The following is a 20,853-nucleotide window of genomic DNA, read 5'->3' as shown; positions in this document are numbered from 1 at the left end:
ATGGCAGATCATGCGCATCCGCCATACGCATGTGGTGGATGCGCTGCGCTTATCCACCCTGGACAGGATCAAAGCGGCTGTAGGGCGGGTAAGCGACGCGCACCCGCCGCTGACTCCCGGTGGATGCGCTCCCTGAGACAGCGTCAGAACTGCGCTTCTTCGGTCGAGCCGGTTAACGCCGTCACGGACGACACGCCGCCCTGGATAATGGTCGTGACATTATCGAAGTAACCGGTGCCCACCTCCTGCTGATGCGACACGAAGGTGTAACCCTCTTTACCTGCGGCGAATTCCGGCTGCTGCACTTTCTCGACGTAATGCCGCATCCCTTCGCCCTGGGCGTAGGCGTGGGCGAGATCGAACATGTTGAACCACATGCTGTGAATACCCGCGAGCGTAATGAACTGGTATTTGTACCCCATCGCCGACAGTTCCTCCTGGAAAGAGGCGATGGTTTTGTCGTCGAGTTTTTTCTTCCAGTTGAACGACGGCGAGCAGTTATACGCCAGCAGCTTGCCGGGGAAGCGGGCATGGATGGCTTCGGCGAAGCGTCGCGCCTGGTCGAGATCCGGCGTGGAAGTTTCGCACCACACCAGATCCGCGTACGGCGCATAGGCCAGCCCTCGGCTGATCGCCTGCTCGACGCCCGCGCGGGTACGGAAGAAGCCTTCGCTGGTGCGCTCACCGGTAATAAATTCACTGTCATACGGATCGCAGTCGGAGGTGATGAGATCCGCCGCATCGGCATCGGTGCGCGCAATCAGCAGCGTCGGAACGCCCATGACGTCTGCCGCGAGCCGCGCTGCGACCAGCTTCTGGATAGCTTCCTGGGTGGGTACCAGCACTTTGCCGCCCATATGACCGCACTTTTTCACCGAGGCGAGCTGATCTTCGAAATGCACCGCCGCCGCGCCGGCTTCAATCATCGCTTTCATCAGCTCGAACGCATTCAGCACCCCGCCAAAACCCGCCTCGGCATCGGCCACGATCGGCAGAAAATAATCGACATAGCGCGGATCGCCAGGCTCAATGCCCGCCGCCCACTGGATCTGATCGGCGCGACGAAACGTGTTGTTGATCCGCGCCACCACTGCCGGCACGGAGTTCGCCGGATAGAGCGACTGATCCGGATACATGCTGGCGGCAAGGTTGGCGTCTGCCGCGACCTGCCAGCCGGAAAGATACACCGCCTCGATCCCCGCCTTCGCCTGCTGCAATGCCTGTCCACCGGTCAGCGCGCCCAGGCTGTTGACGTAGCCCTTTTTCGACTCGCCGTGCAGCAGACGCCACATTCTTGCTGCGCCAAGCTGCGCCAGCGTGCATTCCGGATTGACCGAACCGCGTAATTTCACCACGTCCTGCGCGCTATAAGGGCGGCGAATGCCCTCCCAGCGCGGGTTTGTCCATTCCTGCTCTAACTGCTGAATCTGTTGGGTACGTGTTGTTGTCATGGCAGATGCTCCGTGTTGTTGTGGTGTAGGATCAGGCCAGCAGGCGATAGCCCGGCAGCGTCAGGAAGTCGATGAGGTCGTCGGACGTGGTGATTTGCTCCATCAGGCGAGCGGCCTCGTCAAAACGGCCGTGGCTGTAGCGCTGCTCGCCAAGCTCCTCCTGAATCACCCGCATCTCTTCGGCCAGCATCTGGCGGAAAAGCGCTTTGGTGACTTTGCTGCCGTTGCTGAGCGTTTTCTGATGGTGTATCCACTGCCAGATGGAAGTGCGTGAAATTTCCGCCGTCGCGGCATCCTCCATCAGCCCGTAAATCGGCACGCAGCCGTTACCGGAGATCCACGCTTCGATGTATTGCACCGCCACGCGAATATTGGCGCGCATCCCCTCTTCCGTGCGCTCGCCGGGACATGGCTCAAGCAACTGCACGGCGGTGATGGGCGCGTCGTCTTCCCGCAATATATGCAGCTGGTTTTTACGCTCGCCCAGCGCGGCATTGAAGACAGCCATAACCGTATCGCCAAGACCGGGGTGGGCAATCCAGGTGCCGTCGTGACCATTCGCCGCTTCCAGCTCTTTATCTGCCTTCACTTTGTTGAGCACCCAGTTGTTGCGCTCGGTATCTTTGCTCGGGATGAACGCCGCCATGCCACCCATCGCAAACGCGCCGCGCCGGTGGCAGGTTTTAATGAGGAGCCGTGAATAGGCGCTCAGGAAGGGCTTATCCATAGTGACGGATTGCCTGTCTGGCAGGACGCGGTCCGGATGGTTTTTGAGGGTTTTGATATAGCTGAAGATGTAATCCCAGCGACCGCAGTTAAGCCCGACGATATGGTCGCGCAGTGCGTGCAGGATTTCATCCATCTGGAAAACCGCGGGCAGGGTTTCGATAAGGAGCGTGGCTTTGATGGTGCCGCGCGGCAGGTTGAAGCGGTCTTCGGCGTAACTGAAGACGTCGCTCCACCAGGCCGCCTCCTGCCAGGACTGTGTTTTCGGCAGATAGAAATAGGGGCCGCTGCCTTTTGCCAGCAAATTTTTGTAGTTGTGGAAGAAGTAGAGCGCGAAATCAAACAGGCTGCCGGGCACAGGCTCGTCGCGCCAGGTGACATGTTTCTCCGGCAGGTGCAGTCCGCGTACGCGGCAGACCAGCACGGCGGGATCCGGCTTGAGCTGATAAATCTTGCCCGCCTCGTTGGTCCAGGCGATCGTGCCTTTAATCGCATCGCGCAGGTTGATCTGCCCCTCGATCACTTTACTCCACGCGGGCGCCAGTGAATCCTCGAAATCCGCCATAAATACTTTAACGTTCGCGTTGAGCGCATTGATGACCATTTTGCGTTCAACCGGACCGGTTATCTCGACGCGCCGGTCGAGGAGATCCTCAGGAATGCCGCGAATTTTCCAGTCGCCATTTCTAATGGAAGCCGTTTCCGAAAGGAAGTCAGGCAGCTTTCCGCCGTCAATTTCTTTCTGTACCTGCTGACGTGTAGCAAGCAGGCTATTGCGTTGCGGCGTAAAGCGCGCCACCAGTTCGGTAAGAAAGTCGACAGCTTCCGGCGTCAGGATCTGCCGTTCCTGCTCGCCAAAAGGGTGGCTGAAAGCCAGTTCTGCGGTCATTGCCTGTTGATTCATAGCAGCGCTCCTCGGTTTTGATCCAAAAGATTCCCCATAGCAGGCGTACGCGATCTCTTACGTTCAGATTTCGTACAGCATCATTAAGACTACTCATTCTTTTACCAAAATCAAAAACAATTTCCATTTTAATATAGAAATTGAGTTAACTAATTGATTAGAAAGTGAATAAAATAGCTCAACTGAGTGAATCGATTTTCAAAAACAAAAAAGGCACCCGAAGGTGCCTTATGAGGAGTGCTGAAACGCTTAAGGATCGCGTATGCAGAAGATTACTCGAGGGTGGGATTCATATGGCGCAGATCGTATGGCGTGATCTGATACACGTAGTAATTGAGCCAGTTGGTGAAAAGCAGATTACCGTGGCTGCGCCAGGTCGCGCGCGGCGTTTTCGTCGGGTCGTCGCCGGGGAAATAGTTATATGGCACAGGCGGCGCCAGGCCGGCCTCAACATCGCGGAAATATTCGCCGGCAAGCGTTAAGGCGTCATACTCGGGATGGCCAGTAACGAACGCGATACGTTTGTCTTTACTGGCAAACAGGTAAGCGTCGCCCTCTTCCGATTCGGCCAGAATATCGAGATCGGTATAGTCGCGGATAAGCGCCGCCGGGAAATCAGCATAACGCGAATGCGGCGCCAGGAAAGAATCGTCAAACCCTTTGGTCAGCAGCGCGTGCGGCTGCGTGATGTGGTGCTCGTAAACGCCGGAGATTTTCTCCTGCCGCGTCTGTTTGGGAATGCCATAGAGGATATTTAACGCCGCCTGTACGGCCCAACAGACAAAAAGCGTGGAGGTCACATGCTCTTTCGCCCACTCGAGCACCTGCTGGATCTGCGGCCAGTAGGCGACATCATTAAATTCTACCAGACCCAGCGGGGCGCCGGTGACGATGAGACCATCGTAGTTGTCGTCGCAGATATCTTCGAAATTACAATAGAAGTTATTGAGATGCTCCGCAGGCGTGTTGCGTGATTCACGGCTGTCGATACGCAGCAGGCGGATATCCACCTGCAGAGGGGAGTTAGAGAGAAGCCGCAGGAACTGATTTTCCGTTTCGATTTTCTTGGGCATCAGATTCAGGATCAAAACCTTGAGTGGTCGGATCTCCTGAACGCTGGCGCGTGATGTGGTCATCACGAAGACATTTTCCTGACGCAGAAAATTGACGGCTGGTAACTCATCAGGCACCCGAATCGGCATAACCTTTTCCTCACAACATACGTTTATACGTTTAGACATCCAGACAGCCAACAATAACCAGGAATGGCACGAATGTCGAGCGGGAGTACGAAAGGTGAAAATGTTTCAAGGGGACTGATGCTGCGGTGTTAAGTATAAGAGGCCGGTAGAAAGGCGTGAGTGATGGTGAAGCGGGCAGCGGCTAAGTCGTATCTGTTTTCTCCTGAGCGCTAAAAAGCAAAAACCCCTCAGCGGCGCTGAGGGGTTCTTTAATTGATGCCTGGCAGTTCCCTACTCTCGCATGGGGAGACCCCACACTACCATCGGCGCTACGGCGTTTCACTTCTGAGTTCGGCATGGGGTCAGGTGGGACCACCGCGCTACAGCCGCCAGGCAAATTCTGTCTGTTCACCGCTTTCGCCATGAACATTATCCGTCACAAGCTGAATATCTCTCTCAACACGCCAGACTTCTTTGGCGTTGTAAGGTTAAGCCTCACGGTTCATTAGTACCGGTTAGCTCAACGCATCGCTGCGCTTACACACCCGGCCTATCAACGTCGTCGTCTTCAACGTTCCTTCAGGAGACTTATAGTCTCAGGGAGAACTCATCTCGGGGCAAGTTTCGTGCTTAGATGCTTTCAGCACTTATCTCTTCCGCATTTAGCTACCGGGCAGTGCCATTGGCATGACAACCCGAACACCAGTGATGCGTCCACTCCGGTCCTCTCGTACTGGGAGCAGCCCCCCTCAATTCTCCAGCGCCCACGGCAGATAGGGACCGAACTGTCTCACGACGTTCTAAACCCAGCTCGCGTACCACTTTAAATGGCGAACAGCCATACCCTTGGGACCTACTTCAGCCCCAGGATGTGATGAGCCGACATCGAGGTGCCAAACACCGCCGTCGATATGAACTCTTGGGCGGTATCAGCCTGTTATCCCCGGAGTACCTTTTATCCGTTGAGCGATGGCCCTTCCATACAGAACCACCGGATCACTATGACCTGCTTTCGCACCTGCTCGAGCCGTCACTCTCGCAGTCAAGCCAGCTTATGCCATTGCACTAACCTCCTGATGTCCGACCAGGATTAGCTGACCTTCGTGCTCCTCCGTTACACTTTGGGAGGAGACCGCCCCAGTCAAACTACCCACCAGACACTGTCCCCACGCCGGATCACGGCGCCAGGTTAGAACATCAAACATTAAAGGGTGGTATTTCAAGGTTGGCTCCACGCAGACTGGCGTCCACGCTTCAAAGCCTCCCACCTATCCTACACATCAAGGCTCAATGTTCAGTGTCAAGCTGTAGTAAAGGTTCACGGGGTCTTTCCGTCTTGCCGCGGGTACACTGCATCTTCACAGCGAGTTCAATTTCACTGAGTCTCGGGTGGAGACAGCCTGGCCATCATTACGCCATTCGTGCAGGTCGGAACTTACCCGACAAGGAATTTCGCTACCTTAGGACCGTTATAGTTACGGCCGCCGTTTACCGGGGCTTCGATCAGGAGCTTCTCTTGCGATAACCCCATCAATTAACCTTCCGGCACCGGGCAGGCGTCACACCGTATACGTCCACTTTCGTGTTTGCACAGTGCTGTGTTTTTAATAAACAGTTGCAGCCAGCTGGTATCTTCGACTGACTTCAGCTCCACCCGCAGGGGCTTCACCTACATGTCAGCGTGCCTTCTCCCGAAGTTACGGCACCATTTTGCCTAGTTCCTTCACCCGAGTTCTCTCAAGCGCCTTGGTATTCTCTACCTGACCACCTGTGTCGGTTTGGGGTACGATTTGATGTTACCTGATGCTTAGAGGCTTTTCCTGGAAGCAGGGCATTTGTCACTTCAGCACCGTAGTGCCTCGTCATCACGCCTCAGCCTTAACTCTCCGGATTTGCCTGGAAAGTCAGCCTACACGCTTAAACCGGGACAACCGTCGCCCGGCCAACATAGCCTTCTCCGTCCCCCCTTCGCAGTAACACCAAGTACAGGAATATTAACCTGTTTCCCATCGACTACGCCTTTCGGCCTCGCCTTAGGGGTCGACTCACCCTGCCCCGATTAACGTTGGACAGGAACCCTTGGTCTTCCGGCGAGCGGGCTTTTCACCCGCTTTATCGTTACTTATGTCAGCATTCGCACTTCTGATACCTCCAGCATGCCTCACAGCACACCTTCGACGGCTTACAGAACGCTCCCCTACCCAACAACACATAGTGTCGCTGCCGCAGCTTCGGTGCATGGTTTAGCCCCGTTACATCTTCCGCGCAGGCCGACTCGACCAGTGAGCTATTACGCTTTCTTTAAATGATGGCTGCTTCTAAGCCAACATCCTGGCTGTCTGGGCCTTCCCACATCGTTTCCCACTTAACCATGACTTTGGGACCTTAGCTGGCGGTCTGGGTTGTTTCCCTCTTCACGACGGACGTTAGCACCCGCCGTGTGTCTCCCGTGATAACATTCTCCGGTATTCGCAGTTTGCATCGGGTTGGTAAGCCGGGATGGCCCCCTAGCCGAAACAGTGCTCTACCCCCGGAGATGAGTTCACGAGGCGCTACCTAAATAGCTTTCGGGGAGAACCAGCTATCTCCCGGTTTGATTGGCCTTTCACCCCCAGCCACAGGTCATCCGCTAATTTTTCAACATTAGTCGGTTCGGTCCTCCAGTTAGTGTTACCCAACCTTCAACCTGCCCATGGCTAGATCACCGGGTTTCGGGTCTATACCCTGCAACTTAACGCCCAATTAAGACTCGGTTTCCCTTCGGCTCCCCTATACGGTTAACCTTGCTACAGAATATAAGTCGCTGACCCATTATACAAAAGGTACGCAGTCACCCTCTTACGAAGGCTCCCACTGCTTGTACGTACACGGTTTCAGGTTCTGTTTCACTCCCCTCGCCGGGGTTCTTTTCGCCTTTCCCTCACGGTACTGGTTCACTATCGGTCAGTCAGGAGTATTTAGCCTTGGAGGATGGTCCCCCCATCTTCAGACAGGATATCACGTGTCCCGCCCTACTCATCGAGCTCACAACCTGTGTGCTTTCATGTACGGGACTTTCACCCTGTATCGTGCGACTTTCCAGACGCTTCCATTAACACACAAGCTGATTCAGGCTCTGGGCTGTTCCCCGTTCGCTCGCCGCTACTGGGGGAATCTCGGTTGATTTCTTTTCCTCGGGGTACTTAGATGTTTCAGTTCCCCCGGTTCGCCTCGTTTGACTATGTATTCATCAAACGATGATGCACCAGAGTGCACCGGGTTTCCCCATTCGGACATCGTCGGTTATAACGGTTCATATCACCTTACCGACGCTTTTCGCAGATTAGCACGTCCTTCATCGCCTCTGACTGCCAGGGCATCCACCGTGTACGCTTGTTCGCTTAACCTCACAACCCGAAGAAGTCTTCGTGCTGCGAGTTTGAGAGACTCTGACACACCGCGCATTCCTTATTACGGAGAAATGCAACAGCATGTCTGTTTCAATTTTCAGCTTGTTCCGGATTGTTAAAGAGCAAATATCTCAAACATGACTTTACAGTCAGTTTTGAGATATTAATCGGTAACGCCTTTCACTCATTACCAGCAGGTGGCGTCCCTTAGGGGATTCGAACCCCTGTTACCGCCGTGAAAGGGCGGTGTCCTGGGCCTCTAGACGAAAGGGACTTCGCTTTCGCAGACAACCCTGCTTCTTTACTTTCTATCAGACAATCTGTGTGAGCACTACGAGGTTGTATCTTTCAGGTAAGGAGGTGATCCAACCGCAGGTTCCCCTACGGTTACCTTGTTACGACTTCACCCCAGTCATGAATCACAAAGTGGTAAGCGCCCTCCCGAAGGTTAAGCTACCTACTTCTTTTGCAACCCACTCCCATGGTGTGACGGGCGGTGTGTACAAGGCCCGGGAACGTATTCACCGTGGCATTCTGATCCACGATTACTAGCGATTCCGACTTCATGGAGTCGAGTTGCAGACTCCAATCCGGACTACGACGCACTTTATGAGGTCCGCTTGCTCTCGCGAGTTCGCTTCTCTTTGTATGCGCCATTGTAGCACGTGTGTAGCCCTGGTCGTAAGGGCCATGATGACTTGACGTCATCCCCACCTTCCTCCGGTTTATCACCGGCAGTCTCCTTTGAGTTCCCACCATTACGTGCTGGCAACAAAGGATAAGGGTTGCGCTCGTTGCGGGACTTAACCCAACATTTCACAACACGAGCTGACGACAGCCATGCAGCACCTGTCTCAGAGTTCCCGAAGGCACTCCCGCATCTCTGCAGGATTCTCTGGATGTCAAGACCAGGTAAGGTTCTTCGCGTTGCATCGAATTAAACCACATGCTCCACCGCTTGTGCGGGCCCCCGTCAATTCATTTGAGTTTTAACCTTGCGGCCGTACTCCCCAGGCGGTCGACTTAACGCGTTAGCTCCGGAAGCCACGCCTCAAGGGCACAACCTCCAAGTCGACATCGTTTACGGCGTGGACTACCAGGGTATCTAATCCTGTTTGCTCCCCACGCTTTCGCACCTGAGCGTCAGTCTTCGTCCAGGGGGCCGCCTTCGCCACCGGTATTCCTCCAGATCTCTACGCATTTCACCGCTACACCTGGAATTCTACCCCCCTCTACGAGACTCAAGCTTGCCAGTTTCAAATGCAGTTCCCAGGTTGAGCCCGGGGATTTCACATCTGACTTAACAAACCGCCTGCGTGCGCTTTACGCCCAGTAATTCCGATTAACGCTTGCACCCTCCGTATTACCGCGGCTGCTGGCACGGAGTTAGCCGGTGCTTCTTCTGCGAGTAACGTCAATGACTGCGGTTATTAACCACAATCCCTTCCTCCTCGCTGAAAGTACTTTACAACCCGAAGGCCTTCTTCATACACGCGGCATGGCTGCATCAGGCTTGCGCCCATTGTGCAATATTCCCCACTGCTGCCTCCCGTAGGAGTCTGGACCGTGTCTCAGTTCCAGTGTGGCTGGTCATCCTCTCAGACCAGCTAGGGATCGTCGCCTAGGTGAGCCTTTACCCCACCTACTAGCTAATCCCATCTGGGCACATCTGATGGCATGAGGCCCGAAGGTCCCCCACTTTGGTCCGAAGACGTTATGCGGTATTAGCTACCGTTTCCAGTAGTTATCCCCCTCCATCAGGCAGTTTCCCAGACATTACTCACCCGTCCGCCACTCGTCAGCAGAGCAGCAAGCTGCTCTCTGTTACCGTTCGACTTGCATGTGTTAGGCCTGCCGCCAGCGTTCAATCTGAGCCATGATCAAACTCTTCAATTAAAAGTCTGATGCTCAAAGAATTAAACTGTTAGTTCGTAATGAATTAACTGTTGTTCACTTGAGACTTGATATTCATTTATCGTCCGAAGACGTTAAGATATCAGTGCCCCGAGTGCCCACACAGATTGTCTGATAAATTGTTAAAGAGCGGTGCGACAAGGCTTTCAGCCTGCTGTCGCGAGGTGGCGTATATTACGCTTTCCTCTTTCAGAGTCAACCCTTAATTTCAGGATTTTTCTCTTATCGCGCCGGCCATTTCGTGAAGTGCTTCACATTGCCGTCTCGATGGAGGCGCATTATAGGGATCTCAGTTTTCAGCACAACCTTTTTTTCGATCTTTTCTTTCAACTGCTGTTTTTTCATGCTCATTGCTGCGATCCCGCGCGATCTGCTCAACGAACAGGCGCATTTACGCTTGCACACTGCCTTAAATCCAACCAAAGTCTTCTTACTCTTGATAAGAAACCGAGGCGATTATGTCTTCTTCTGTATTACGTCTTTATAAAAATACCTTTCCCGGCACAGGCCAGCGCGTAATGGTGGATAGCTCAAGCGTAGTGATTGGCGATGTTAGACTGGCTGACGATGTAGGCGTCTGGCCCCTGGTGGTGATCCGCGGAGACGTCAATTATGTTGCCGTTGGCGCGCGCACGAATATTCAGGATGGCAGCGTGTTACATGTCACGCATAAATCTTCTTATAACCCTGAGGGTAATCCGCTCATTATTGGCGAAGACGTTACGGTTGGGCATAAGGTCATGCTGCATGGCTGCACCATTGGCAATCGCGTGCTAGTCGGCATGGGCTCGATCGTACTTGACGGCGCCATTATAGAAAATGACGTGATGATAGGTGCCGGAAGCCTGGTGCCGCAGGATAAGCGTCTGGAAAGCGGTTACCTGTATCTTGGCAGCCCGGTAAAGCAGATTCGCCCGTTAAAAGACGCAGAGCGCGAAGGGCTGCGCTACTCGGCAAATAACTATGTGAAGTGGAAAGATGAGTATCTGGCTCAGGAGAGCCAGACCCAGCCCTGATTATCCTCTTCCTGAGCAGCGATAAGCTGCTCAGCTTCTTCTTCAAGATCCCAACGGTGCTGTCGGAATGCCGCGATCCATTCATCGGGCGACTCACCAGAAAAACGGGCCACCAGCACAGACTGCGGAATCGCACAGGTAAGGACCAGTCCATTGACCAACGCCGGAAAACACACGACCTGACGCCGTTCATCCCAGTGCTCACGATCCGGGAACTGAATCGCCTGATTCATTGCGCCAGCTCCTGCTTGAGCTTCTCAATCACCGGCACAACTTCCGGCAGGACGCCATGCCAGAGCAGAACCGCGTGCGCCGCCTGGCTCACCAGCATACCCAGCCCGTCCGCGAGATGCGTTGCGCCCTGTGTCTGACACCATGACAGGAACGGCGTCAGGCCTTTCTGATAGAACATGTCATAGCAAGCCATTTTTTCCGCAATCAGTGCCGCCGGAAGCGCCGGGATCTCACCATGCATCCCGCTGGAAGTGGCATTAATAATGAGATCGAACTTATGACCAGCCAGATCCGCAAGCGCGACGGCGTTTACGCTGCCGGTATGACTAAAGAGCGTCGCCAGCTCCTGCGCGCGGGCAAAGGTGCGGTTAGTAATGGTTACCACACAATCCAGCGACAGCAGAGGCAACAAGACGCCCCTCGCTGCGCCGCCAGCGCCCACCAGCAGGATCCGGTAACGCGGCTGGATCATATCAAGGCGCTCAAGATCGCTTAAGAGACCAATACCATCCGTGTTATCGCCGAGTAAACGCCCATCCTCAAGCCGCTTCAGCGTATTGACCGCACCGGCAAGCGCCGCTCTTTCCGTCAGTTCATCGGCACGGGCAAAAGCCTGCTCTTTAAAAGGCACCGTCACGTTTGCGCCCTTTCCCCCCGCGCTGAAAAAGTCTTCCAGCGTCTTCACAAAGTTATCACGCGGCGCCAGTACGCGTCCGTACGGATGCGTAATCTGTAACTGCTGCGCAAATTGCTGATGAATAAACGGCGATTTACTGTGCGAGACAGGATTACCAAAAACAGCGTAGGTTTCCATGCGTTACCCTTGTCGGAAAAGTGCACCCGTCAGCGCATCACGGATCTCAGAAGGATTTTGTCGCCCCCCCGTTGCGCCATGCAACACCGGGAAAGCGTCACCGAACTGTGCCAGCACTTCCTGCGCCGTACGGCATGGCTCAAGCCCGGAAAGATTGGCGCTGGTCGATACCAGCGGTTTGCCGAAGGCTTCGCATAGCGCAATGACCTGCGGATGATTCGTGACGCGAACCGCCAGCGAGTCAAAACGGCCCGTCAGCCAGCGGGGCGTTGATGCCTTTGCCGGGAAAACAAACGTCACTGGCCCAGGCCAGCAGGCAAACACCGCTTCACGCTGTTCCGGCGTCAGCGCTGCATCATCTATATAGGGCTTGAGTTGCTCAAAGTTTGCCGCAATCAGGATGAGTCCTTTTTCCATGGGCCGCTGCTTTAATTCCAGCAGTCGTTTTACGGCGGTTTCGCTGTCTGGGTCACATCCCACACCGAATACCGCTTCTGTTGGATAAGCGATGACATGTTCTTTTTTAAGGACGTCGACGATAGAGGATATCGCGTCCGCAGGCTGATTATTCTTCACGGTCTTATTCCGCCGTTACCGGCTTTCCACATTGTTTACTGGCGCAAAAGCGTTTCATGCCGTGCGCGGTTTTCTTTTCTATAAGGAGGGGATAATGGCATTCCGGGCATTCGCCTGCCACCGGTCTGGCATTAATCACAAACTGGCATTCCGGATAGCGATCGCAGGAATAAAAGGTTTTGCCAAAGCGCGACCGACGCTGAACCAGATGGCCATCGCTACACTGAGGACAGTGCAATGCGGTTTCGTCAGGTTTGTCGATTTGTTCAGTGTGTTCGCACTCAGGATAACGGCTGCAGCCGATAAACATGCCGAAACGCCCCTGCCTTAGCACAAGCGTCGCGTCACATACCGGGCATTGCTGGCCTTCAAGTACTTTGACGATGTGACCGTCCGCCTGGCCTTTCAGCGGGCGAACGTAATCACACTCGGGGTAATGCGAACATCCCAGGAAAGGACCATGCTTCCCGGAACGTATAAGGAGTTCAGCCCCGCATTTTGGGCAGGGCTCGTGTTTGGGCACTGAAAAGAGTGCTGACCTTGCCATAATTCACCACTGCGCTGAAAATATCAGTGCAGCATACCGTCATTCACCTCAAAGAGCAGTTCTTCCATTTGTTGATAGGCATTTTCACATCCGGGGATGTTAAAAAGCACCATCAGGATGACCCACTTAAGATCTTCTAAATCAAACTCGGCGGTATCCAGCGCCATGACGCGCTCAATAACCATTTCACGAGTTTCGAGATTCAGCACCTGAATTTGTTCCAGAAACAGCAGGAACCCCCGACAGCTGGCGTCCAGCCGCTGGCACTCTTCTGCGGTGTAAATACGCATTGAGAGTGGATCCGACGCCAGTTGCATCGGCGCGGAAAGACCATCCTGATAATCCGCCAGCTTTTCCAGCCATAACAGCGCATTAAAGATATCTTCCTGATCAAAACCCGCATCCGTCAGGTCCCGCGTCAGCTTATCCTGGTCAACGCGCATCTCAGCTTCGTTATGGATATAGGTTTCAAACAAATACATTAGTACGTCGAACATGGCCTGCCCTCCTCACTCGGACATAGCCGCCGGGTACAGCTGCGATCCATCCTGCTAACTCCAGTTCGAGTAGCTGGGCTACCGTCAATGGCACAGGTTGGCCGGCACGTTCAGCGACGACGTCAACAGGTGTAACCTCATCTCCTACGTTAGCCAACAGCTCGGGAAATGGCAATGCACCTTCCTCTTGATCCGGTGAATAATTCACAGTCTTGAGCCAGGGCAGCTCGTTTTGTAAATAATCGATAATGTCCTGAGGATGCGTAACGGCGATAGCGCCTTGTTGAATCAGCCAGTGCGGCCCTTCACAACCGGGATTACCGACAGGGCCCGGCAGCGCGAAAACTTCGCGCCCTTGCTCAACGGCGCACCGCGCTGTGACCAGTGAACCGCTGCGTAACGCGGCCTCGACCACCAGCACACCAACGCTCAATCCGCTGATGATACGATTACGCCTTGGGAAGTGCGCAGGCCGGGGCTGCGCCTCAAAAGGAAACTCTGACACCACCGCTCCGCCTTGCTCAATTATCTCCTCCGCCAGTTTGCGATGACGCGCCGGATACACCTGTGCGAGGCCGTTACCCAACACCGCGATAGTTTTCCCCTGCGCCTTAAGCGCGCTGCGGTGCGCGATAGCGTCTATCCCCAGCGCCAGCCCGCTGGTTAAGGTCAGGCCGCTTTCCGCCAGCGCATAACAGAATTTGCTGCCCCACTGCTCGCCATACCACGAATGATGGCGGCTACCGACGACAGCCAACTGCGGCCGGGTCAATGCCCGGGGATCGCCTGCCACCAGCAACGCGCCGGGGAACCATTCGATTGCGCGTAGAGAAACGGGATAATGCGCAGAGCGCGCAGTGAGTAAATGGTGCCCCGGCATTTCAAGCCAGCGCAGAGCAGCCTCAAGCTTCGCCTGCGGATAACCGAAGAAAAGCGCCCGTTGCTTTATGTTAAGCCCCGCCAGCCGTAATGCCTCGGCGGGATCGCCGGGCATATTTTGCAGCCGCTGAAAAGCCCGAACCATTATTTCGCCGCTCAGGCTATACACCGCCATCAGGCGTAACCAAATCTCCGTTGGTGACATCGCGCTATCCCCCGCCAGACGCCGTTCTCTAATCCCTGTGATTCGTTGCTGATGCTGTCAATCAAAGGGGGATTTGTCTAGAATAGAGGTTAAGATCCTTTCAACTCTTGAATACAGCTCTGGAAATTTATGTCAGTTTTGCAGGTATTACATATTCCGGACGAGCGGCTTCGCATCGTCGCTGAACCGGTTAAAGAAGTTAATGCAGATATTCAGCGTATCGTTGATGATATGTTCGACACGATGTACGCCGAAGAAGGCATTGGGCTTGCCGCAACCCAGGTAGATATTCATCAGCGTATTATCGTGATTGATGTTTCTGAAAATCGCGATGAGCGCCTGGTCCTTATCAACCCGGAGCTGCTGGAACAGTCCGGCGAAACCGGCATTGAAGAGGGCTGCCTCTCTATCCCGGAACAACGCGCCTTTGTGCCGCGTGCCGAGAAAGTGAAAATCCGCGCGCTTGACCGCAACGGGAAATCGTTTGAACTGGAAGCTGACGGTCTGCTGGCCATTTGTATCCAGCATGAAATGGATCACCTGGTTGGTAAATTATTTATCGATTATCTGTCGCCAATGAAGCGTCAGCGTATTCGCCAGAAAGTTGAAAAACTGGATCGCATGAAGGCGAAAGCCGCAGGTTAAATAAAGACAGGGAATAACGTGTCCGAGTCACTTCGCATTATTTTCGCCGGTACGCCGGATTTCGCAGCGCGTCATCTCGACGCGTTGTTGTCCTCTTCCCATCAGGTCGTTGGCGTATTCACTCAGCCAGACCGTCCGGCGGGCCGCGGTAAAAAGCTGATGCCAGGGCCGGTAAAAGTGCTGGCGCAAGAAAATGACATCCCGATCTTTCAGCCGAAATCTCTGCGTCCAGCTGAAAATCAGGCGCTCGTGTCTGCACTGAATGCTGATGTCATGGTGGTGGTCGCCTACGGCTTGATTCTTCCTGAAGCAGTGCTGGCGATGCCCCGCCTGGGCTGTATTAATGTACACGGCTCGCTGCTTCCGCGCTGGCGCGGCGCGGCGCCTATTCAGCGTTCGCTGTGGGCGGGCGATTCAGAAACCGGCGTGACTATCATGCAGATGGACAAAGGGCTCGATACCGGCGACATGTTGCGTAAGCTTTCCTGTCCGATTACTGCCGACGACACCAGCGCCTCGCTGTATGAAAAGCTGGCACAGCTTGGCCCGCAGGGGCTGCTCGCCACGCTTGAGGATCTGGCAACGGGCCGCGCGGTTCCTGAAAAACAGGATGACGCACAGGCAACGTATGCAGACAAGCTTAGTAAAGAAGAGGCCCGCCTCGACTGGACGCTTTCCGCCGGGCAGCTTGAACGCTGTATCCGCGCGTTTAACCCCTGGCCTGTTAGCTTCTTCATGATTGACGATCAGCCTGTGAAAGTCTGGAAAGCGTCGGTTATCCATCAGCAGGGTAACGCGGCTCCTGGCACCGTGCTTGATGCGGGTAAACAGGGTGTCCAGATAGCGACGGCGGATGGCATCCTCAATCTGGAAGAACTCCAGCCTGCGGGTAAAAAACCGATGTCAGCGCAGGATCTTTTAAACTCCCGCCGGGAGTGGTTTACGCCAGGCGCGATTCTCGCCTGAGCGACGGCATTAACAGCCCGGTTTTCCGGGCCTTTTTATTTCAGATGCAGGTTAACCTGCCCGTGGCTATGAAAAAATCCATTAATCTCCGCAGCCTGGCGGCGCAAGCTATCGAACAGGTAGTCGAAAAAGGCCAGTCCCTCAGTACCGTTCTGCCGCCGCTCCAGCATAAAGTCTCTGATAAAGACAAAGCGCTGTTACAGGAACTTTGCTTCGGCGTTTTGCGCACGCTCTCGCAGCAGGAATGGCTTATCAATAAGCTGATGTCGCGCCCGATGACAGGTAAACAGCGCACCATTCATTACCTGATTATGGTGGGCTTATATCAGCTGCTGTATACGCGTATTCCGCCGCACGCGGCGCTGGCTGAAACCGTGGAAGGCGCGGTGGCGATCAAGCGCATGCAGTTTAAGGGGCTGATTAACGGCGTATTGCGCCAGTTTCAGCGCCAGCAGGATGAGTTACTGGCCGAATTTGCAGGTCAGGATGCGCGCTGGTTACATCCGATGTGGCTGTTAAAGCGGCTTCAGACCGCCTGGCCACAAGAGTGGCAAGCCGTGGTGCAAGCCAACAACGAGCGCCCGCCGATGTGGCTGCGCGTCAACCGTCAGCATCATTCCCGCGACGAGTGGCTTACGCTGCTGGAAGAAAACGGGATGACGGGTCATATCCACCCGCGTTACCCGGACGCCGTACGCCTTGAGGCGCCGGCGCCGGTCAGCGCGCTGCCTGGTTTTGAGCAGGGCTGGGTAACAGTGCAGGACGCCTCGGCACAGGGTTGCGTCGAACTATTAGCGCCGCAAAACGGCGAGACGATCCTCGATTTGTGCGCCGCACCTGGCGGAAAAACCACACATATCCTTGAAGCTGCGCCGCAGGCTAACGTGCTGGCCGTTGACGTTGACGCTCAGCGCATCTCTCGCGTTTATGAAAACCTGAAGCGTGTGAAGATGAGGGCAGAGGTCAAGGTGGGCGATGGCCGCTTCCCGGCAACCTGGTGTGGCGATATGCAGTTTGACAGGATCCTGCTTGATGCGCCCTGCTCCGCGACCGGCGTTATTCGCCGTCACCCGGATATTAAGTGGCTGCGTCGTGATTCTGATATCAGTGAGCTGGCGCAGTTGCAGTCTGATATTCTCGACGCTATCTGGCCGCACCTGAAACCGGGCGGTACATTGCTGTATGCGACCTGCTCCATTTTGCCGGAAGAAAACAGCGAACAGATTCGGGCGTTTTTAACCCGAACGCCGGATGCGCAGCTGGACGGTACGGGCTCGGCGCAAACGCCCGGCATACAGAATCTTCCCGGCGCGACCGAAGGCGATGGCTTCTTTTACGCTAAGCTAATCAAAAAGTGATCGGGCCCCGCAAGCGGCCCCGGATGGGTGAAGCATAACGATGAAGATAATTATTCTGGGTGCAGGTCAGGTGGGCGGCACGCTGGCGGAAAACCTGGTGGGTGAAAACAACGACATTACGGTTGTCGATACCAACAGCGATCGCCTTCGCGTACTTCAGGATAAGTTTGATCTGCGCGTCGTACAGGGACACGGCTCCCATCCGCGTGTTCTGCGCGAAGCGGGCGCCGATGATGCGGATATGCTGGTTGCGGTGACCAGCTCCGATGAAACAAACATGATTGCCTGCCAGGTGGCGTATTCGCTTTTCAATACACCGAACCGCATCGCACGCATCCGCGCGCCGGATTATGTCCGGGATGCCGAGCGCCTGTTCACCCCCGAAGCGGTGCCGATCGATCACCTGATCGCGCCGGAACAGCTGGTCATTGATAACATCTACCGGTTGATTGAATATCCGGGCGCGCTGCAGGTGGTGAACTTCGCCGAAGGTAAAGTCAGCCTCGCGGTCGTGAAAGCCTATTATGGCGGGCCGCTGGTTGGTAATGCGCTGTCGACCATGCGCGAACATATGCCGCATATCGACACACGCGTCGCTGCCATTTTCCGCCATGACAGGCCTATCCGGCCGCAAGGATCCACCATTGTGGAAGCGGGCGATGAAGTCTTCTTTATCGCGGCGTCGCAGCATATCCGCGCCGTGATGAGCGAACTTCAGCGTCTCGAAAAACCCTATAAACGCATCATGCTGGTTGGCGGCGGTAATATCGGCGCAGGCCTCGCGCATCGGCTGGAAAAAGATTACAGCGTAAAGCTTATCGAGCGCGATCAACAGCGCGCCGCAGAGCTTGCTGAAAAACTTCAGCATACGATTGTTTTTTATGGCGATGCGTCGGATCAGGAACTTCTCGCGGAAGAGCATATCGATCAGGTGGATCTTTTTATCGCCGTCACTAACGATGACGAAGCGAATATCATGTCCGCGATGCTCGCTAAACGGATGGGCGCCAAAAAAGTCATGGTGTTGATCCAGCGCCGCGCTTATGTGGATCTGGTCCAGGGAAGCGTGATCGACATTGCTATCTCTCCGCAACAAGCCACCATTTCTGCGCTACTTGGGCATGTGCGCAAGGCCGACATCGTGAGCGTCTCTTCTTTACGCCGTGGTGTGGCTGAAGCAATCGAAGCTGTTGCACATGGCGACGAAACAACATCCAGAGTCGTAGGACGTGTCATCGATGACATCAAGCTTCCGCCGGGTACGATTATCGGTGCCGTAGTACGGGGTAATGATGTCATGATCGCCAATGATAATTTACGTATTGAGCAGGGTGACCATGTAATCATGTTCCTGACCGATAAAAAATTCGTCACCGACGTCGAGCGACTATTCCAGCCGAGCCCGTTCTTTTTATGATTATCTGGCGGCTGCGGCCGCCATTATTATTTTCGCTTGATATTATCCGCATTATTTCCGGGGCTAAAAAGTAATTTGCATTATGCGGCGAAAATGGAAAATCATATTTCCTTTGTTAGACTTAGGTAGGCTTTGAAATCCAGGGAGTAGAAAATGAGCTTTTTTAAAGAGTTTCGTGAGTTCGCGATGCGCGGAAATGTGGTGGATTTGGCAGTGGGTGTCATTATCGGTGCGGCTTTCGGTAAGATTGTCTCGTCACTGGTTGCCGATATTATTATGCCGCCGCTGGGCTTACTGATCGGGGGTATCGACTTTAAACAGTTCGCTCTGACGTTACGACCTGCAGTTGGAGATACGCCAGCTGTCATTATGCATTATGGCGTTTTCATTCAGAACGTATTTGATTTTATTATTGTCGCTTTCGCTATTTTCCTTGCTATTAAGGTGATTAACAGATTACACCAGAAAAAACCGAAGGAAGCGGCGGGTCCAAGCAAAGAGCAGGTACTGCTTACCGAAATCCGTGATTTGCTGAAAGAGCAAAACAATCAGCGTCCTTAACTGCTCTTAAAAGCAGAAGGCCAGTGGTAAAAAAGCGTTTTGCTTGTTTGCCACTGGCCTCCCAGTTACCACCTTTGCCGTGTTTCGCTTTACGCTGGTAGCTGCCCTTCCCCTTCAGGTTTTTTTCAACGCGCTGCCGAAACAGTGGATCATGTAACAGGGCTTCAATGGCGTTGTCCTGAATTTGCCCCTTCGTATGTTTATAGCGGTTCATAAATGCTCCTGTGATTAATTCGCGGCAAGTGTAGGCCTGCGAATGCAAAAGATCAACGTTGTCCATTCTCTCCGTTCGCACCTTGTTCCAGCGTCTCAAGAATCGAGCAGTAGACGCTGCTGTGCGCCGTCCCACAGCACGCGTCGTTTAGCTTTTGCAGCGAAACACGCATGTTTTGTAACTCCTGTATACGGCTGTCCACTTCATTCAATCGTGCCTGCACAATGCCTTTTGATTCCTGGCAGGTGTGATGCTCAGGATCAATGCGGATCGATAACAGTTCTCTTATCGCCTCAAGCGTGAAGCCCAGCTGTCGGGCATATCGGATGAAGCGCAGGCGCCGCAAATCGTTTTCTGTATAGAGCCGGAAACCGCCTTCTGTACGGATTTCATGCTCCATCATCTTCTGTTTCTCATAGTAACGCACGGTGTCAGGCGTAACATCAGCCAGACGGGCAAGCTCTCCGATACGATACATCGTTACTCCTCCAGTTTACTGGCGACAGCGCGGGCATAGCTGCCATGCAAAAAATCAGTACTCAGACCGGCTTGTTTTAATTTCAGCTCCAGGAGGGCCAGTCTTTTACAGGCACGTTGATAATCGGGGTGCTGCTGATTGATGCCCTGTAACAGATCGTTAAGCATCAACGCTTCTTTACGTGCTTCCAGTTCAGGCGGAAGATACCCTGCATTTTTCAGTAACCGGTAACCCACTCGTAGCTGAGGATCCAGATGAGAATCATCATCCAGCGTCAAAGGTTCGCCAGAACCGGGCAGGTTGTCGAATTCGCCTTTTTGTTGGGCTTCGAGGATATGACGCTCAGCCCACTGATCCATTAACCACATCGCGGCCTCCTGGAAGGGAATGAGAAAGAAGAACAGAAATGAAGCATAGGTGATTGGCGAGGAGAACGACAGATATAAAAAAACCCGCCGAAGCGGGTTTTTTCACTACACTGCAAATTACTCTGCAGCTGCTTCTGCTTGCGGCTCGGCGCGATCAACCAGCTCGATGTATGCCATCGGAGCGTTGTCACCAGCACGGAAGCCACACTTCAGAATGCGAGTGTAACCACCGGCACGGGCCGCAAAACGCGGACCCAGCTCGTTAAACAGTTTTGCCACGATCTCGTTATCACGAGTGCGGGCGAATGCCAGACGACGATTAGCTACGCTATCAGTCTTGGCAAGAGTAATCAGCGGCTCAACTACGCGACGCAGCTCTTTCGCTTTAGGCAGGGTCGTCTTGATGATCTCATGACGAACCAGAGAACCTGCCATGTTGCGGAACATAGCCTGGCGATGGCTGCTGTTGCGGTTCAGTTGACGACCACTCTTACGATGGCGCATGACCTTATC

General features: G+C 54.2%; 19 protein-coding genes, 1 tRNA gene and 3 rRNA genes. 6 read left to right on the top strand and 17 right to left on the bottom strand.

What is annotated here, in order from left to right:
- Positions 1-143 precede the first annotated feature (143 nt).
- From aceA to AB8W27_RS01950, 7 genes are all read right to left on the bottom strand, one after another.
- Positions 144-1,451 carry an isocitrate lyase gene (aceA, locus tag AB8W27_RS01980; RefSeq protein WP_041923989.1) on the bottom strand — a complete coding sequence of 436 codons (1,308 nt, stop codon included), beginning with the start codon at positions 1,449-1,451 and terminating at the stop codon, positions 144-146.
- A gap of 31 nt (positions 1,452-1,482) precedes the next feature.
- On the bottom strand, positions 1,483-3,081 hold the full coding sequence (gene aceB, locus AB8W27_RS01975) for a malate synthase A (RefSeq protein ID WP_041923990.1): 1,599 nt from the start codon (positions 3,079-3,081) through the stop codon (positions 1,483-1,485).
- Between the two features lie 272 nt (positions 3,082-3,353).
- Positions 3,354-4,283: a homoserine O-succinyltransferase gene (gene metA / locus AB8W27_RS01970; RefSeq protein WP_015742692.1), complete on the bottom strand. Its 930-nt coding sequence runs from the start codon at positions 4,281-4,283 to the stop codon at positions 3,354-3,356.
- Between the two features lie 257 nt (positions 4,284-4,540).
- Positions 4,541-4,656 (bottom strand): 5S ribosomal RNA (gene rrf / locus AB8W27_RS01965).
- A 90-nt stretch (positions 4,657-4,746) separates the two neighbouring features.
- Positions 4,747-7,648: ribosomal RNA gene (locus AB8W27_RS01960) — 23S ribosomal RNA — on the bottom strand.
- Between the two features lie 201 nt (positions 7,649-7,849).
- Positions 7,850-7,925, bottom strand: a tRNA-Glu gene (locus tag AB8W27_RS01955).
- Positions 7,926-8,004: 79 nt separating this feature from the next.
- Positions 8,005-9,547 (bottom strand): 16S ribosomal RNA (locus AB8W27_RS01950).
- Together the 16S, 23S and 5S rRNA genes with 1 tRNA gene alongside form the textbook arrangement of a ribosomal RNA operon.
- Before the next feature lie 476 nt (positions 9,548-10,023).
- Here AB8W27_RS01950 and AB8W27_RS01945 point away from each other — a divergent pair.
- The gene (locus tag AB8W27_RS01945) at positions 10,024-10,581 is read left to right on the top strand and encodes a gamma carbonic anhydrase family protein (RefSeq protein ID WP_015742694.1); all 558 of its coding nucleotides are present in this window, start codon (positions 10,024-10,026) and stop codon (positions 10,579-10,581) included.
- Here the strand turns inward: AB8W27_RS01945 and AB8W27_RS01940 are convergent.
- Genes AB8W27_RS01940 through dprA form a run of 6 tightly spaced genes read right to left on the bottom strand, consistent with a single transcriptional unit; the run spans position 10,557 to position 14,333 of the window.
- Entirely contained in the window at positions 10,557-10,814 is a 258-nt protein-coding gene (locus AB8W27_RS01940; protein WP_015742695.1) for a DUF1488 domain-containing protein, read from the bottom strand. The genes AB8W27_RS01945 and AB8W27_RS01940 overlap by 25 nt on opposite strands.
- A complete protein-coding gene (gene aroE / locus AB8W27_RS01935; protein WP_015742696.1) occupies positions 10,811-11,629 on the bottom strand; it encodes a shikimate dehydrogenase in 819 nt (272 codons plus the stop codon). Before aroE ends, AB8W27_RS01940 begins: the two co-directional genes overlap by 4 nt.
- A gap of 3 nt (positions 11,630-11,632) precedes the next feature.
- Positions 11,633-12,205 (bottom strand): L-threonylcarbamoyladenylate synthase type 1 TsaC, encoded by a 573-nt coding sequence (tsaC, locus tag AB8W27_RS01930; protein WP_015742697.1) that lies wholly within the window; start codon positions 12,203-12,205, stop codon positions 11,633-11,635.
- Positions 12,206-12,209: 4 nt separating this feature from the next.
- Positions 12,210-12,752: a type I DNA topoisomerase gene (locus AB8W27_RS01925; RefSeq protein ID WP_071820323.1), complete on the bottom strand. Its 543-nt coding sequence runs from the start codon at positions 12,750-12,752 to the stop codon at positions 12,210-12,212.
- A gap of 23 nt (positions 12,753-12,775) precedes the next feature.
- A complete protein-coding gene (smg, locus tag AB8W27_RS01920) occupies positions 12,776-13,249 on the bottom strand; it encodes a DUF494 family protein Smg (protein WP_004388634.1) in 474 nt (157 codons plus the stop codon).
- Complete coding sequence (dprA, locus tag AB8W27_RS01915; protein WP_041923992.1) at positions 13,221-14,333, bottom strand: DNA-protecting protein DprA; 1,113 nt, start codon at positions 14,331-14,333, stop codon at positions 13,221-13,223. Before dprA ends, smg begins: the two co-directional genes overlap by 29 nt.
- 129 nt (positions 14,334-14,462) lie before the next feature.
- On the opposite strand from dprA, the gene def reads away from it, so the two are divergent.
- The 5 genes from def to mscL all read left to right on the top strand — a co-directional run bounded on the left by def (position 14,463) and on the right by mscL (position 19,280).
- Complete coding sequence (gene def / locus AB8W27_RS01910) at positions 14,463-14,978, top strand: peptide deformylase (protein WP_007702442.1); 516 nt, start codon at positions 14,463-14,465, stop codon at positions 14,976-14,978.
- A gap of 18 nt (positions 14,979-14,996) precedes the next feature.
- A complete protein-coding gene (gene fmt, locus AB8W27_RS01905; protein WP_015742701.1) occupies positions 14,997-15,944 on the top strand; it encodes a methionyl-tRNA formyltransferase in 948 nt (315 codons plus the stop codon).
- 68 nt (positions 15,945-16,012) lie between these two features.
- Positions 16,013-17,302 (top strand): 16S rRNA (cytosine(967)-C(5))-methyltransferase RsmB, encoded by a 1,290-nt coding sequence (rsmB, locus tag AB8W27_RS01900; RefSeq protein WP_041924215.1) that lies wholly within the window; start codon positions 16,013-16,015, stop codon positions 17,300-17,302.
- 40 nt (positions 17,303-17,342) lie between these two features.
- A complete protein-coding gene (gene trkA, locus AB8W27_RS01895; protein WP_007764763.1) occupies positions 17,343-18,719 on the top strand; it encodes a Trk system potassium transporter TrkA in 1,377 nt (458 codons plus the stop codon).
- A gap of 153 nt (positions 18,720-18,872) precedes the next feature.
- Positions 18,873-19,280, top strand: coding sequence for a large-conductance mechanosensitive channel protein MscL (mscL, locus tag AB8W27_RS01890; RefSeq protein ID WP_007764765.1), 408 nt, complete (start codon positions 18,873-18,875; stop codon positions 19,278-19,280).
- Here mscL and AB8W27_RS01885 read toward each other — a convergent pair.
- The 4 genes from AB8W27_RS01885 to rplQ all read right to left on the bottom strand — a co-directional run bounded on the left by AB8W27_RS01885 (position 19,231) and on the right by rplQ (position 20,844).
- Positions 19,231-19,494 carry an alternative ribosome-rescue factor A gene (locus AB8W27_RS01885; protein WP_071820324.1) on the bottom strand — a complete coding sequence of 88 codons (264 nt, stop codon included), beginning with the start codon at positions 19,492-19,494 and terminating at the stop codon, positions 19,231-19,233. The two genes, mscL and AB8W27_RS01885, sit on opposite strands and share 50 nt — an antisense overlap.
- A gap of 52 nt (positions 19,495-19,546) precedes the next feature.
- Positions 19,547-19,972 (bottom strand): Zn(2+)-responsive transcriptional regulator, encoded by a 426-nt coding sequence (gene zntR / locus AB8W27_RS01880; protein WP_015742704.1) that lies wholly within the window; start codon positions 19,970-19,972, stop codon positions 19,547-19,549.
- Between the two features lie 2 nt (positions 19,973-19,974).
- A complete protein-coding gene (locus tag AB8W27_RS01875; protein ID WP_015742705.1) occupies positions 19,975-20,340 on the bottom strand; it encodes a DUF1992 domain-containing protein in 366 nt (121 codons plus the stop codon).
- Between the two features lie 117 nt (positions 20,341-20,457).
- Positions 20,458-20,844: a 50S ribosomal protein L17 gene (rplQ, locus tag AB8W27_RS01870; RefSeq protein WP_015742706.1), complete on the bottom strand. Its 387-nt coding sequence runs from the start codon at positions 20,842-20,844 to the stop codon at positions 20,458-20,460.
- Between the last annotated feature and the right edge of the window lie 9 nt (positions 20,845-20,853).

It is taken from the genome of Cronobacter turicensis (assembly GCF_041222865.1).
Taxonomy (GTDB): Bacteria; Pseudomonadota; Gammaproteobacteria; order Enterobacterales; family Enterobacteriaceae; genus Cronobacter; species Cronobacter turicensis.
Note: the sequence above shows the minus strand (reverse complement) of the source record. Positions and strands in the feature narration are given on the sequence as shown.

Excerpts from the sequence above, each read along its gene's own strand:
- rsmB (WP_041924215.1), top strand. The coding sequence starts at position 16,013 with ATGAAAAAATCCATTAATCTCCGCAGCCTGGCGGCGCAAGCTATCGAA.
- aceA (WP_041923989.1), bottom strand. The coding sequence starts at position 1,451 with ATGACAACAACACGTACCCAACAGATTCAGCAGTTAGAGCAGGAATGG.
- smg (WP_004388634.1), bottom strand. The coding sequence starts at position 13,249 with ATGTTCGACGTACTAATGTATTTGTTTGAAACCTATATCCATAACGAA.
- AB8W27_RS01875 (WP_015742705.1), bottom strand. The coding sequence starts at position 20,340 with ATGTGGTTAATGGATCAGTGGGCTGAGCGTCATATCCTCGAAGCCCAA.
- metA (WP_015742692.1), bottom strand. The coding sequence starts at position 4,283 with ATGCCGATTCGGGTGCCTGATGAGTTACCAGCCGTCAATTTTCTGCGT.
- dprA (WP_041923992.1), bottom strand. The coding sequence starts at position 14,333 with ATGTCACCAACGGAGATTTGGTTACGCCTGATGGCGGTGTATAGCCTG.
- rplQ (WP_015742706.1), bottom strand. The coding sequence starts at position 20,844 with ATGCGCCATCGTAAGAGTGGTCGTCAACTGAACCGCAACAGCAGCCAT.
- trkA (WP_007764763.1), top strand. The coding sequence starts at position 17,343 with ATGAAGATAATTATTCTGGGTGCAGGTCAGGTGGGCGGCACGCTGGCG.
- AB8W27_RS01945 (WP_015742694.1), top strand. The coding sequence starts at position 10,024 with ATGTCTTCTTCTGTATTACGTCTTTATAAAAATACCTTTCCCGGCACA.
- AB8W27_RS01885 (WP_071820324.1), bottom strand. The coding sequence starts at position 19,494 with ATGAACCGCTATAAACATACGAAGGGGCAAATTCAGGACAACGCCATT.
- AB8W27_RS01925 (WP_071820323.1), bottom strand. The coding sequence starts at position 12,752 with ATGGCAAGGTCAGCACTCTTTTCAGTGCCCAAACACGAGCCCTGCCCA.
- def (WP_007702442.1), top strand. The coding sequence starts at position 14,463 with ATGTCAGTTTTGCAGGTATTACATATTCCGGACGAGCGGCTTCGCATC.
- mscL (WP_007764765.1), top strand. The coding sequence starts at position 18,873 with ATGAGCTTTTTTAAAGAGTTTCGTGAGTTCGCGATGCGCGGAAATGTG.
- AB8W27_RS01940 (WP_015742695.1), bottom strand. The coding sequence starts at position 10,814 with ATGAATCAGGCGATTCAGTTCCCGGATCGTGAGCACTGGGATGAACGG.
- aroE (WP_015742696.1), bottom strand. The coding sequence starts at position 11,629 with ATGGAAACCTACGCTGTTTTTGGTAATCCTGTCTCGCACAGTAAATCG.
- zntR (WP_015742704.1), bottom strand. The coding sequence starts at position 19,972 with ATGTATCGTATCGGAGAGCTTGCCCGTCTGGCTGATGTTACGCCTGAC.
- aceB (WP_041923990.1), bottom strand. The coding sequence starts at position 3,081 with ATGAATCAACAGGCAATGACCGCAGAACTGGCTTTCAGCCACCCTTTT.